The sequence below is a fragment of the Kitasatospora sp. MAA19 genome, from assembly GCF_029894125.1.
In the GTDB taxonomy this organism is placed as follows: Bacteria; Actinomycetota; Actinomycetes; order Streptomycetales; family Streptomycetaceae; genus Kitasatospora.
In genome coordinates this window covers 508,335-521,425 of the sequence record NZ_JARXYZ010000001.1, presented here as the reverse complement: position 1 = coordinate 521,425, position 13,091 = coordinate 508,335, and the positions used below count along the sequence as shown (strand labels likewise).

The window sequence follows — 13,091 nt, the reverse complement described above, 5'->3', positions numbered from 1 at the left end:
TTCGCCGGCGATGCGGTGCGTGACGGTGCGCACAGTCTGCGGAGCCACCCGCCCCGGCGACAACGAACGGCCGGGCAGCCGCGGGCGCGATCTTGGACGAACCGGCGCTTGACAGGGCTGAGCTGGGCGGAAGGACGCTGCCCCGCGCCGTCGGCGACGGCGCTGGGCAGAACAGCCAGGGGCGGGGCAGAACAGCCAGGGCCTGGGTGTCAGCGGCTCCCGTACGGCCGGGTCTCCGGTCGAGCCGCCAACAGGCCTGGCGGCGGGGCCGGTTCGGGTATCGGCGGGCGGCGGCGGGCGGCGGTAATTCCGGGCGGGCGGCCGTCCGGCCGTGCCAGACTCGGCCGCATGCGGACGATCATCGCGGACATGGCCGAGCGGCTGGTGCGGGTCCCCGGCGTGGTCGGCGTGGCGCTCGGCGGCAGCCGGGCCCGCGGCGAGCACCGGCCCGACTCCGACTGGGACCTGGGCGTCTACTACCGGGGCCGCCTCGACCTCGCCGCCCTGCGCACGCTGGCTGGGCCGGACGTCGAGGTGGCCGGACCCGGTGGCTGGGGCCCGTGGGTCGACGGCGGCGCCTGGCTCACCGTGGACGGCACCGCCGTCGACTGGATCCTGCGCGACCTGGACCGGGTCGGGCGGGTCTGGGCGGACTGCCGGGAGGGCCGCTACGAGGTCGGCATCCAGGCCGGGCACCCGCTCGGCTTCTGGTCCCCCTGCTACGCCGGGGAGCTCGCCCTCGGGCAGGTCCTCGCCGACCCGAGCGGCGAACTCACCAGGCTCCGGGCCACCATGGCGGTCTACCCGGAGGCGCTGCGGACGGCGCTCACCGGGGCCACCTGGGAGGCCGAGTTCCTCACCGCGGGAGCGGCCAAGGGCGACGACACCGGGGACGTCCTGTACGTCGCGCTCTGCCTCTCCCGCGCCGTCGGCGTGCTGGTCCAGGCCCTGCACGCGGACGCCCGGCGCTGGTGCCTCAACGAGAAGGGCGCCCTGCCCGCCACCCCGCCCTGGTTCGCCCGGCGCGCCGGGGCCCTGCTGTCGGGCCTCGGCGCCGGGCCCGCGGCCCTGACCGCCACCGTCGCCGAGGCCCGCACCCTGGTCGCCGACACCGTGGCGGCGCTGCGGGAGGAGTAACCACTAAGCCCGGCCGAGGAGTTGGCTTCCCGGGGTGGAGTCGGCGCGGGCGGTGAAGAACTCGGTGAAGCCGTGCAGGAACTCCTCCATGGTGATCCGGCCGTCCCCGTCCACGTCCAACTGGCGGAACCCGTGGGAGAGTTCGGCCGGGTGGACGCGCGGCCCGCCGAACACCGCCCGGTACTCGTCGGCCTCCAGGAAGCCGCTGCCGTCGGTGTCCGCGGCGGTGAACACGGCCCGCAGTGCGGGCAGCAACCCCTGCTCCAGGTAGGCCGGGTCGCGGTCGCAGCCGGCGAGGGTGGCCGCCACGAACTCCTCCCGGCTGACCTGGCCGTCCCCGTTGGCGTCCATGGCCACGCGCAGCTGCTCCCACCAGCCGTCGAAGGCCTCGTACACCCGGGCCTCGGCGGCCTCGTCCAGGTCCAGCTGCCAGCACACGTTGTGCGCCATCGCCCGCAGGTCGTGCACGGTGATGAAGCCGTCGCCGGTCTGGTCCAGCACCTCGCGGAAGAAGCGGTCGAGCCGGGGTTCGCGGGTGTCCCGGCGCGGCGGACGCCAGCGGGACGGGCCGTGCTGCTCCGGGGAGCGGTAGCGCAGCCGGTCCGGCAGCAGGGGCACGGCGGCACCGGCGCCGCGGTGCAGCAGCCAGGACAGCAGCGCGGCCCGCCGCGTCCGGACCAACCCGAACCGCTCCCGCACCGCCGGCGGCAGGTCCGCCACCGTCAGCGCGGTGATCACCCGGGCCACCACCGCCCGCACCAGCCGCCAGCCGGCGTCGCCGAGGAACCAGAGCCGGCGCGGCCGCGGCGCCTCGTGCAGGATGTCGAACAGCAGGTAGCGCGCTGCCTCGGTGAACTCCAGCCGCTCGCGCGCCATCCGGGCGAAGTAGTCCGGCAACTCGGCCACGCTGCCCGGCAGTTCACTCTCGGGCAGGTCGAAGGCCGCGACCGTACTGGTGAACTCCTCGTACGCCAGCTCCAGTTGCGCCGCGTCGTACGGGTCCCCGCCCAGCCGCCGCATGGCGGCCACGCACTCGAAGAGCGTCAGCAGTACCCACGCCCTGGTCGCCGCGTCCCTGGCGTCGTACGACCGCCCGTCCGGCGCCGTCCCGCGGATCCGCTTGTGCGCCCGGTCCAGCCGCGCGACCTCCCGCCGCAGCGCCTCCGCGTCCTGGTAGAACAGCCGCCGCCCGCTCCCCAGCGTGTGCTCCACCCGCCGCCACGGATGCGCCTGGTACGTCGAGTGCTCCGCCATCCCGGCCCCCACCACCGGATCCGCCGCCTGCAGCACCAGCAGCCGCCAGGCGACCAGCGCGATCCGCCACTCGGACAGATCCCGCCGGAACGACACCACCGGGTCAGCCACGGCGCTCGCCGGTGATCCCGGGCCCGACCACGAACCCCTTCGCGGGGCCCTCCGGGATCACGGCCTCCTCGCCGTACGGGACCCGGGTCGAGGAGGCGTACGACCCGCGCTCGGGGTCCGGACCGCTGAGGACGGTCACGGCACCGCCGTCGTCGTAGTCGTCGATGATCACGTACACCGGAATGCCGGCGGCGGCGTAGGCACGGTGTTTGAGGACGTGGTCGCGGCGGCGGTTCTCAGCGCCAGGCGAGACGGTCTCGACGACAAGAGTGACACCGGAAGCAAGCAGGCCCTTGCCCTCCGGATGGTCGATCTCCTCGATGTCCCTCCGGGCGACGAACACGTCGGGGATGAGCACCTTGAACCCGTCGATGACATTGCAGTCGTTTCCCGGCCTCCAGTCACCGCCGCGCAGGTGAACGAACAGATCTTCCAAGACCCGGTTGTTGACATCGAAATGGCGGCTGCTGCCGGTGGGTGACAACGTGATCGTCCCCTCGATGATCTCCGCTCGGAAGCCCTCGGGCACATCCATGGACTTCCACGCCTGCCACAACTGCTGGTCCAGGTTCACGACGGTCCTCTCGGCGACGAGCACGCTCATTGGGACACCTCTTTCCCGTCCAGTGTGATCAGCCTGCGCGAGCCCGCACAAGCAACGGCAGCACGGTCGCACACGACCGGGGGGCCGACCGGGTGAACGGCGGGAGTTCACCCGATCGGGGCGTTTCGGGCCCGGAGACGCGAAACCGCAGGGCGGGCCGGGAGGGGGCTGCCCTGCGGTGCGGGGTGCTGTGGGGTCCGCGTCCTCCTCCCGAGCGGGCGCGAACCGGGTGGGTCAGGAGCCGGGTGGGTCAGGAGGTGGAGCGGACCGGCTTGCGGCGGGAGACGTAGAGGGCGGCGGCGCCGAGGCTGATGGCGAGGCCGGCGCCGAGGGCGAGGTACGGGGTGGCCGGGGTGGAACCGGTCCCGGCGAGTTCGGTGGACGAGCCGGTGGTCGCCTTGGCCGTGGTGGCGGTCGTCGACTTGGCCTGGGTGCTCGCGGTGGTCGCCTTGGTGCCGGTGCCGGTGTTGGTGTTGTTGGTGGTGTTGGTGGTGGTGGTGTCCGAGACCGGGGTGACGGCGGCGGGCTGCTCGACCGGCTTCTCGGTCGGGGCCGGGGCGGGTTGCTCGACCGGCTTCTCGCTCGGCTTGTCGGCCGGCTTGTCGGTGGGCTTCTCGGCGGCGGCCTTGGCGTCGGCGAGGGCCTTGTCCGCGGTGGCCTTCGCGGCGGCCGCGGTCTTGGTGGCCTCCTGCTGCGCGGCGAGCTTGCGCAGCACCGCGACCTTGGCGTCGTCCAGTGCCGTGCCGGCGGCGGTCGCGGCGGCCTTGGCCTTGGTGTCCGCGTCGGTGGCGGCGTTGGCGGCGTCGAACGCCGCCAGCATCCGCACCCTGGCCGCTTCCAACTCCTCCGGCTTCGCGGAGCGGTACGCGGCCGAGGCCTCCACGGCTTCGTTGTAGGTCTTCTCGTGGGCCGCGGCGGCCGTCTTGGCGGCGGCCTGGGCCTCCTGGAGCTTGCCGAGGTAGGGCTGCGGGTTGTCCATGAAGGCCTTGACCTCGGCCTGCCCGGCGGCCTCGGCGGCGACGGCAGCCTGGTAGGCCTTGACCGCGTCGGCGGCGGCCTTCTCCAGGGCGGCGATCGAGCCGGTGTCGTTCTGAGCCGCCGGAGCCGACTCCGCGAAGGCGGGTGCCGCGGAGAGCATGGCTGCGGGCGAGATCACGGCGGCGACGAGGGCGGCCGAGACCAGCGTACGGCGGAGTTTCACGATGACCCCTTTCGGGTCGGTAGGAAAGCAAAAGCCGTGTGCCGGGCGGTGGTTGACGGCCCGACGGGGATGATCATAGGCACACGGATTCTTTACTCTCCATGCCGACTTCCGGCAAGGAAAAGCGCCTCTTATTGCCTGGTCAGCAAGGGAATTGACGAGTCGACAATGACTTTACGAAACCCGGTCACCGTTGGTGGGCAGTTCGACCCGGAACGTGGCGCCCGCACCGGGGACGGTGTCCAGGGTGAGGGTGCCGCCGTGCGCGCGGGTGAGCGCGGTGGCGATGGCGAGGCCGAGTCCGGCGCCGCCGCCGTCGTGCCGGCTGCGCGAGGCGTCGACCCGGTAGAAGCGGTCGAAGACCCGCTGTGCCTGCCCCTCGGTGAGGCCCGGTCCGGCGTCGGCGACCTCCAGCAGGCAGACGCCGCCCGCGCCGCCGACCCCGATCCGCACCGGGGTGCCGGGTGGGGTGTGCTTGACCGCGTTGCCGACCAGGTTGGTGACCACCTGGCGGAGCCGGGCCTCGTCGCCGAGGACCGGGGCCGCGCCGGGGGCGCCGGTGCCGGACGGGCCGGTGAGCGCGACCGGCCGGGTCGGGTCGAGGGCGGTGAGGTCGTGCAGCGCGTCCGCCGCGAGGGTGCGCAGGTCCATCGGGGCGAGGTCGAGCGGGCGCTCCTCGTCGAGCCGGGCGAGCACCAGCAGGTCCTCGACCAGGGCGCCCATCCGGACGGCCTCGCTCTCGATCCGGGTCATGGTGCGCTTGACGTCCGCGTCGGTGGGCAGCGCGCCCATCCGGTAGAGCTCGGTGAAGCCGCGGATCCCGGCGAGCGGGGTGCGCAGCTCGTGCGAGGCGTCGGCGACGAACCGCCGCATCCGGGCCTCGGATTCGGCACGGGCGGCAAAGGCGGCCTCGATCTGGGTGAGCATGCCGTTGAGCGCGATGGACAGCCGCCCGACCTCGGTGCCGGGGGAGAGTTCCGGCATCCGGTGGGAGAGTTCGCCGGCGGCGATCCGCGCGGCTCCCGCCTCGATCCGCCGCAGTGGCCGCAGTCCGGCCCGGACGGCGAAGAAGCCGAGCGCGGCGATCAGCACCAGGACGGCGCCGCCGATCGCCAGGAAGGAGGAGCGCAGCCTGCCGATGGTGGCGTCGATGTCCTCGCGGGAGACGGCCACCATGACGTAGGTCGCGGTGGTGGCCGGCGAGGCGTACTCGCTGGGGTTCGCGGCGGCGGTCCGGGGCGCCTGGAGCGGCAGGACGAGCACCCGCCAACTGTGGTGGCCGCGCTGGTCGGGCAGGTCGAAGGGGACGTCGGGGGCGGTGCGGGTCGGGTCGAGTCCGGCCAGTTGGGGCGTCGGGTCGGTGTCCGAGACGGGCTGGCGCATGACGGCCTGCACCTTGCCGTCCGAGGAGAGGTACTGGACCAGGTACTGGCTGGGCAGGGTGCTGCGCTTGGCGGTGACGGCGGGCCGCCCGGCGTCCGGGGTGCCGACCCGCACCGGGCCCTTGCGGGACAGCGGCAGCCCGTACCGCTGGAGCTGCTCGTCGAGTTGCTCGACCAGCTGCATCCGGACGGTGCCGAGCACGACGGTGTCGCTGACCGCCAGCCCGGTGGTGACCAGCACGAGCGCGAGCACCAGCAGCCGGGCGCGCAGGGACAGCCGGAAGGGGGAGAACCGGGCGAACACGGGGCGGACCGGTCAGCCCTGCGGGGGGCGGCGCAGCGCGTAGCCGATGCCGCGCACGGTGTGGATCAGCTTGGGGCCGTGGGCCGGGCCGGAGTCGAGCTTGCGGCGCAGGTAGGAGATGTAGGACTCGACGATGGAGAGGTCACCGCCGAAGTCGTAGGCCCAGACGTGGTCGAGGATCTGCGCCTTGGAGACGACCCGGCCGACGTTGGCCATCAGGTAGTGCAGCAGCTTGAACTCGGTCGGGGACAGCGCGACGGGGACGCCGGCGCGGGTGACCTCGTGGGCGACCGGGTCGAGGCTGAGGTCGGCGACGATCAGCCGGCCGTCCTCGGCGGGCCCGCCGGAGCGGCGCAGGATCGCGCGGATCCGGGCGATCAGCTCCTCCAGGCTGAACGGCTTGGTGACGTAGTCGTCGGCGCCGGCGGCGAGGCCCTGGACCTTGTCGCCGACGCCGTCCTTGGCGGTGAGGAAGAGCACCGGGAGGTGGTCGCCGGGGTGGCCGTGCGCGGGCCCGGCGATCTGGCCGCGGCTGGTCCGCTCGCGCAGCTTCTCGACGACGGTGAAGCCGTCGAGGTCGGGGAGCATCACGTCGAGGACGACGAGGTCGGGGCGTTCGGCGGCGATCAGGTCGAGCGCCTCGGTGCCGCTGGCGGCGGAGGCGACCCGGAAGCCGGAGAAGCGCAGCGAGGCGGCGAGCAGTTCGCGGATGTTGGGCTCGTCGTCCACGACGAGCAGAAACGCCTCGCCCTGGCCCCCGGCCACCGTGGAGCCGCCTGGTGTGGTGACAGTGCCTTGCACGGGGGTTCTGCCTCCCGGTCGGACGATGGCGTTCAGCATGAGGCTAGCCCCCGGAGGCTATGCGGCATGGATGAATGTTGGATTAACACCTTATCGGTCGGTTTTGGGGTGACAAGCCCTCCGGCGTGGGCTGGGTGGTGTGCGCACGGACGGGGCGCCCGGTGAGCGTCGACGGCCGGGACGTGGAGGCCAGCAGTCCGGCGACGATCCACAGCGCGAGGTTCATGGTCTCTCTCCCTAGCGGGGTTGTACGTGGGGGGTGTGGGGGGCGTGGGGCTTCGGTCAGACGGCCGTGTCGGTCGATCAGCCGTGCTGGCCGGGCTGGTAGTCGCCGGCGGGCATCTTGAGCATGACGTTCCCGCGGTTGAAGGCGTTGATGACGGCGATGAGGGCCACCAGCGCCGCGAGCTGCTCCTCGTCGTAGTACTCGGCCGCGTTCGCCCAGGCCTCGTCCGTGACCCCGCCGGCCGCGTCGGCGAGGCGGGTGCCCTGCTCCGCCAGCTCCAGGGCGGCGCGCTCGGCGTCGGTGAACACCGTCGCCTCGCGCCAGACCGCGACCAGGTTGAGGCGGGTCGAGGTCTCCCCGGCGTGCGCGGCGTCCTTGGAGTGCATGTCGACGCAGAAGCCGCAGCCGTTGATCTGGCTGGCGCGCAGCTTCACCAGCTCCTGCGTCGCGAACGGCAGGGTCGAGTCGACGATCGGCTTGTTCGCCGCGATGAGGTGCTTGAAGACCCTGCCCAGGACCGGGCTAGCGAAGGGGTTGAGGCGGGGTTCCATCGTTCGCTCCTGTGTCGCTGTTCCGCTGGCGCCCTCTGAGACAGGGCACCCCGGCGAGCTGTGACAGGTGCGCATGTGACCTGCGTCTCACCACCGCGTACGCCCCGGACGTCCCTCGGCTACCCTGCTGGTCGATCCGAGGGAGGGGTTCCATGCCGGGTTCAGCAACTGCAGCGGACGCGGTCGGCTACCGGCCGCTGCCGTTCTCCATCGCCTACGGGATGACCGGTTCCGAGGGCGACGCCGAGGACCTCGTCCAGGACACGTTCCTCAACCTGACCAAGGCCGACCAGGCCGGGACCTCGATCACCAACCTGAAGGCGTACCTGACCACGTCGGTGACCCGGCTGGGTATCAACCACCTCGGTTCGGCGCGGGTGCGGCGCGAGACCTACGTGGGCGAGTGGCTGCCCGAGCCCGTCGTCGTGACCGCCGACCGCCCGGGGCCGGCCGAGTACGCCGAACTGGCCGACTCGCTGTCGATCGCCTTCCTCCTCCTGCTGGAGACCCTGTCCCCCGTGGAGCGGGCGGTGTTCCTGCTCCGCGAGGCCTTCGGGTACGGCTACCCGGAAATCGCCAACGCCGTCGGCAAGTCCGAGGCCAACTGCCGCCAGATCCTCACCCGCGCCCGCAAGCACCTCGCCCCCGCCGGTCAGCCGGTCGACCTCCCGCCGCCCCCGGCCCGACGCACGGAGGGCGACGAACTCGCCCGCCGCTTCTTCGCCGCCACTGAGGGCGGCGACCTGGACGCCCTCCTCGACCTGCTCGCCCCCGGCGTCGTCTTCCACGGCGACGGCGGCGGCAAGGCCCGGGCCCTCGGCAAGTCGCTGACCGGCATCCGCCGCGTCGCCCAACTCCTCATCGGCGGACTCCGCCGCAACCGGAAGCTCGGCGTCTCCCGCCGGCCGGCCACGGTCAACGGCCGCCCGGGCTCCGTGCTCTACGACGCCGAGGGCCGCATCGCCAGCGTGCTGGTGCTGGAGATCGCCGACGGCGCCATCCAGGCCGTCCACGCGGTGAACAACCCCGACAAGCTCCGCCACCTCGGCCCGGTCTCCGACATCGGCCTGCTGCCGGGGAAGTGACAGACCGGAGCGGCGTCGCAGCCCGGCCCGGTACCGATCTCCAGGACCTCAGAGTGTGAATGGCAGGTGCGGTTTGATGTACACGACAGAGCCGGCGGAAGCCTGCATCGAGGATGCGGGCAACACCTTGGTCGCGCCTTCGACGCTGCAGGACAATGACGTGGTCAGGGACTTCTTCGGGTCCACGATCACGCCAGAGCACCTTGCTTCCGGTGCGCCCGACCTCGCGCAGAAGACCGTCTACCTGTGTGGCGACGTATCCGGGATCAGCGGCCGCCAACTGCGTGCGGCGGCCCGGGTGTTCGTCGTCCGGGAGCTGTCACACGGTTACCACGGGGACGGCGACGAACCTTGGACCCTCGTCGACCTCGGCCGAGTCCCCATCCGCGTACACGGCGCCGGCGTGTACTACCGCCGCTTCTTCGACCCCGGCGCCGATCACTTCGGACGGATCCGTGCGGAGCACGCGTTCCAGTCCCTGACGGAGTCCACCAAGCCTGGAACAGCCCATCGCAGCGGAATCTATCTGACGCCCGTCACCCGAAACGGTGACGAACTGCATTTCCGCCTGCTCCGGTGCTCCACGAATCTCTCGGGGCCGACCGAGAACTTTCGCCCGACCGACACGCGCATCGTCGAGGCGCTGAACCGCGAGGCCGCCGCCGTCTTCCGGAACCAGGCCCCGCTGAACCACGTCCTCGCTCAGATCTACCACAACACCCTTGCCACGACCGAGCGCAAGCAGTCCAAGGCCAGGATCTCGGCCCATGCCGACAAGACCAAGGACATGCCCGTCAACGGCATCATGGCCTTCTGCACCTTCTATGACCGGCTCGACAAGCTGCAGCCCCTGGCCGAAGACACCTTCGACTACGGCGTGAAGGGTGCCAGCGGGCTGACCAAACTCCACTTCCGCCTCAAGGAGCCGACCGAGCGACGCGACGGGATCGCGCTCCCCCCGCAGTTCACCCTGACGCTCCACCCCGGCTCCGTTTTCTTCATGCCGCTGTCCACCAACCGCCTGTACACGCATGAAATCCGGCCCTCGACATTGGCCGCCGAATTGCTCCCGACCCGCCTGGGATACGTGGTGCGCTGTTCGAGCGCCGAAGCCGTTCACAAGAACGGCCACACGTTCCTCAAAGCGGCCGGAGATCTGGTGCGGCTGGGGCCACCCACACCGGCCGGCATGAACGAGCTGCGCAGGCTGTACGCCGAGGAGAACAGGACCTCGTCCTTCATTGACTACGGCGACGAATTTCCCTTCAGCATGAACACGGGAGACTACAGTGCCCCCCGAGCCTAGGATCTCGGATGAGATCCTCTCGTACACTCTGCCGACCGAGGGGAACCTCTTTGCGGAGCTGTCCGCATCGGCTCTCCTGGAAGACGTGGGAAAGGGCCGGCGAGGCGCCACGCTCACCAAGATCGACGAGGCGGACGACGTGCCTCTCGTACGTACCACCACTCGATACAGCAGCCCGCCGCAGCGCTTCCGGGCGGTCCACGAACGACTGGCGCACCAGATTCAGGAACGTGCGGCGCTTTCGGTCGGCTTCAACAACGCCCTCATCGAGACCTACACGAACGCTTACACGACCATGGGCAGCCATTCCGACCAGGCCCTCGATCTGGCCGACGAGTCGTTCATCGCCGTCTTCTCCTGCTACCAACATCCCGAAGCGAGCTCGCCGAGGAAGCTGATCTTCGAATCGAAGGGGTCCGGTGGCGAGAAGTTCGAGATCCCCCTCGCCCACCACAGTATCGTCGCGTTTTCTGTCGACTCGAATCGGCGACTCAGGCACAAGATCGTGGCAGACAAACCCGTCCAGACGGCGGATAACCAATGGCTGGGCATAACCTTTCGAACGTCAAAGACCTTCGTCCGGTTTCACGACGGACATGCACACCTCCCGCAGGGTGCGCGCCTCATGCCGGCCGACGATGAGCAGAGGCGCGAGTTCTACCAACTACGGCGCCGAGAGAACAAGGAAACGGACTTCATCTACCCCCTGCTGACGTACACCATCAGCGAGAGCGATCTGATGCCGCCGGCCTGACCTTGAGGGCTTGTGACCCACAAGCCCTGTCAGGTCCACCATTGCCCCCTCGATCGCTCGGTGTCGTCATGAGGTTTCCCAAGCCGGCCATGACAGGGCAAGAGATTCACATTGTGACTGGTCGAGGTAGTTGTCACCCGGGGCGCCCTACGACCTGCGCGTTCGCCTCGCCGTGGTCGCGCTAGCTGTCACCAAGTGGTCGAGATTGTTGTCACCTGCCTCGCCTGGTCACGGCGGTTGTCACCGCCCGGGGCAGCGAACCGGCTGGTCAAGGCCGGCGCTCCAACCTGGCGGGTGACGACCGCCGTGTGCATCACCAGAGCACTACGCCGGCCTGACGCCCCAGGAGACGCAGATCGTCCGCTTCGCCGCCCAGGGGATGTCCAACCGGGACATCGCCGCCCAGCTCTTCCTGAGCTCGCGAACGGTCGGCTACCACCTCTACAAGGCCTATCCGAAGCTCGGCGTCGGCTCGCGCGGGGAACTGGCGGCGCTGGTCTGACGGCGTTGGTCTGACGGCCTTGGTCTAAAGAAACCGGTTGCGAGGGAGCGCGGCCCAGATCACGATGTGCGGCATGTACCTGTGCTGACGACTGCCACGTAGCAACTCACCCCTACGCGATCGACCTCTGCGCCGGGCCACCGGCCGCGCGCTGAGGCGACGACACACGCGCTCACGCGATCGACCGCCCTCGGCGCTCGGCCATGTGGCCATGCGGCCATGTCCCGAGGCGATGAGACGCGCTGTCGCGAGTTGCCACGGAGAGACACGACCTGTTGCGCGATCGACCTCGGGACGCCCGCCATGCGGCCACCCGCCCCGAGGCGATGACACGCGCCCTCGTGAGCACTCGTCAGATCCCAGGAGCCCCGGCCGATCCAGCCGATCCGGCCTGCGCGCGTTCCTGCTGAACCAGGAAACAGACCACCATGCATACCGAACGCAAGGCCCGCTGGGCCGTGCGCCAGTCCGCGCTGCCCACCGTCGTCCGCAGCTGCCCGGACTGCTCCAGCACACGGCACCGGCCCTCGGGCAAGATCCGTGTAAACGCCAACGGCAAGCTCCTCGACGTCTGGCTGCTGCTCAGCTGCGCGGGCTGCGACCGGACCTCGAAGGTGCCCGTCCACGAGCGCGTCCACACGTCGTCGCTGGAACCCGCCCGCAGGGAGGCGTACGAGAACAACGACCTCGCCGTGGTGCGGGAACTGACGATGAGTGCGTCGCTCGCCGCCAAGAACGGCTACAGCCTGGACTGGAGCGGCACCTGGGAGCTGGAGGCACGCACGCCGCTCCACGCGATCGACGATCCGACCCCGCTGACGGTGCTGGTGAGCTTCGATCTGCCGGTCCCGGTCCGGGTCGAACGCCTGCTCATGTCCGGCCTCGGCCTCAGCCGCAGCCGGGTCCGCCGGATGGTCGCGGACGGCCGCATCCGCCTGCCGCTCGCCCCGGACGCCAAGACGCGCCGCGACTTCGAGCTGACGGTCCACGCCCCGGCGGCGACCCTGGCTCAGCTCGCGGCTCCGGTCGCGGCGACGCGGCGGGAGGCGGTGCGCGAACTCGGCGCCGCCGACGCCGTCGAGGCGCCGCTGCGCCTGTCGCGCGCGGTGTCCGGGGCGTAGGCCGAAGGCTCGGTGTGGGGCGGTACCCGCGCGCGGCTCACGGACTCGCCGTTCGTGAGCCGTGCGGCGGGCTCCCGCGTGGTAGGTCCAGCCTCCTCCGACGACGCAGTCCGGGGTGCCGCAACGGTGGCGGCAGGCGATGATCGGAGCGTGACCGGCACCCCGAGCGTCCCCACGCCCGACGGCAGGATCGTCGCCATCGACGCAGGTCACGCATGGTTGTCGGCGGCCCCTTGCGGAGTGCGATGGGCCGCCGGGTTCCCGGGTGGCTTCGGTGCAGGAAGTCGGGCCGGCCGACTTCCTGTACCGAGGGGGGCCCCGCCGGCGCCGCGGCTCCCGATCAGGACGGGCGCCGTCACCGGCAGGGCGGGGCAGGGCGAGGGGGCGGGTGGACGGCGGGCCGGGCGGGGCGGGTTCGGGGGTCCAAGCCGTACGCAACCTTTCGGCCCGCTCACGGCATCAAAGAGGTGTCAGGGTCGCGAGAGGGGGGCGTCGGGGGGGCGGAGCCACGGATGCGCGCGGTCACCGTCGGCGGAGTCGCCCGGGCCACGCCACCGGGGGAGCCGAATCAACAGCAGGTGGCCCGAATTCTTTATTGCGTTCATTTGGTGCGTATGCGATTTGACGTGCTGGAGTCGAATTCCGGCATCTGTTGCACAGCCGTGACAGCCTCGCACGAAAAATCGTTCGACCCCCGGGGTGCGAGGGCTAGCATTCCGGGATGGAATCGAACCTCCCTCCGATATGGAATT

The 13,091-nt window shown here is 71.0% G+C and carries 12 protein-coding genes; 6 read left to right on the top strand and 6 right to left on the bottom strand.

Going from position 1 to position 13,091, the window contains the following annotated elements; genetic code table 11:
• Positions 1-348: 348 nt before the first annotated feature.
• Complete coding sequence (locus P3T27_RS02330) at positions 349-1,137, top strand: nucleotidyltransferase domain-containing protein (RefSeq protein ID WP_280673974.1); 789 nt, start codon at positions 349-351, stop codon at positions 1,135-1,137.
• A 3-nt stretch (positions 1,138-1,140) separates the two neighbouring features.
• On the opposite strand, the gene P3T27_RS02325 is transcribed toward P3T27_RS02330, so the two are convergent.
• The 6 genes from P3T27_RS02325 to P3T27_RS02300 form a co-directional block, all read right to left on the bottom strand.
• Positions 1,141-2,502, bottom strand: a complete 1,362-nt coding sequence (locus P3T27_RS02325) for an EF-hand domain-containing protein (RefSeq protein WP_280673973.1) — start codon at positions 2,500-2,502, stop codon at positions 1,141-1,143.
• Complete coding sequence (locus P3T27_RS02320; RefSeq protein WP_280673972.1) at positions 2,495-3,106, bottom strand: Uma2 family endonuclease; 612 nt, start codon at positions 3,104-3,106, stop codon at positions 2,495-2,497. The genes P3T27_RS02325 and P3T27_RS02320 overlap by 8 nt, the downstream gene beginning before the upstream one ends.
• A 250-nt stretch (positions 3,107-3,356) precedes the next feature.
• On the bottom strand, positions 3,357-4,307 hold the full coding sequence (locus tag P3T27_RS02315; protein ID WP_280673971.1) for a hypothetical protein: 951 nt from the start codon (positions 4,305-4,307) through the stop codon (positions 3,357-3,359).
• Positions 4,308-4,481: 174 nt separating this feature from the next.
• Complete coding sequence (locus P3T27_RS02310; RefSeq protein ID WP_280673970.1) at positions 4,482-5,993, bottom strand: HAMP domain-containing sensor histidine kinase; 1,512 nt, start codon at positions 5,991-5,993, stop codon at positions 4,482-4,484.
• Between the two features lie 12 nt (positions 5,994-6,005).
• Complete coding sequence (locus tag P3T27_RS02305; RefSeq protein WP_280674117.1) at positions 6,006-6,758, bottom strand: response regulator transcription factor; 753 nt, start codon at positions 6,756-6,758, stop codon at positions 6,006-6,008.
• A 339-nt stretch (positions 6,759-7,097) separates the two neighbouring features.
• Positions 7,098-7,571 carry a carboxymuconolactone decarboxylase family protein gene (locus tag P3T27_RS02300; RefSeq protein ID WP_280673969.1) on the bottom strand — a complete coding sequence of 158 codons (474 nt, stop codon included), beginning with the start codon at positions 7,569-7,571 and terminating at the stop codon, positions 7,098-7,100.
• A 152-nt stretch (positions 7,572-7,723) separates the two neighbouring features.
• Here P3T27_RS02300 and sigJ point away from each other — a divergent pair, with 152 nt between their 5' ends.
• The 5 genes from sigJ (at position 7,724) to P3T27_RS02275 (ending at position 12,339) form a co-directional block, all read left to right on the top strand.
• Positions 7,724-8,656 carry an RNA polymerase sigma factor SigJ gene (gene sigJ, locus P3T27_RS02295; RefSeq protein ID WP_280673968.1) on the top strand — a complete coding sequence of 311 codons (933 nt, stop codon included), beginning with the start codon at positions 7,724-7,726 and terminating at the stop codon, positions 8,654-8,656.
• A gap of 76 nt (positions 8,657-8,732) precedes the next feature.
• Positions 8,733-9,962, top strand: a complete 1,230-nt coding sequence (locus P3T27_RS02290) for a hypothetical protein (RefSeq protein ID WP_280673967.1) — start codon at positions 8,733-8,735, stop codon at positions 9,960-9,962.
• A complete protein-coding gene (locus P3T27_RS02285) occupies positions 9,946-10,716 on the top strand; it encodes a hypothetical protein (protein ID WP_280673966.1) in 771 nt (256 codons plus the stop codon). Before P3T27_RS02290 ends, P3T27_RS02285 begins: the two co-directional genes overlap by 17 nt.
• 334 nt (positions 10,717-11,050) lie before the next feature.
• Positions 11,051-11,218, top strand: a complete 168-nt coding sequence (locus P3T27_RS02280) for a helix-turn-helix transcriptional regulator (protein ID WP_280674116.1) — start codon at positions 11,051-11,053, stop codon at positions 11,216-11,218.
• Between the two features lie 428 nt (positions 11,219-11,646).
• Positions 11,647-12,339: a DUF1062 domain-containing protein gene (locus P3T27_RS02275; RefSeq protein ID WP_280673965.1), complete on the top strand. Its 693-nt coding sequence runs from the start codon at positions 11,647-11,649 to the stop codon at positions 12,337-12,339.
• The last annotated feature ends 752 nt before the right edge of the window (positions 12,340-13,091 follow it).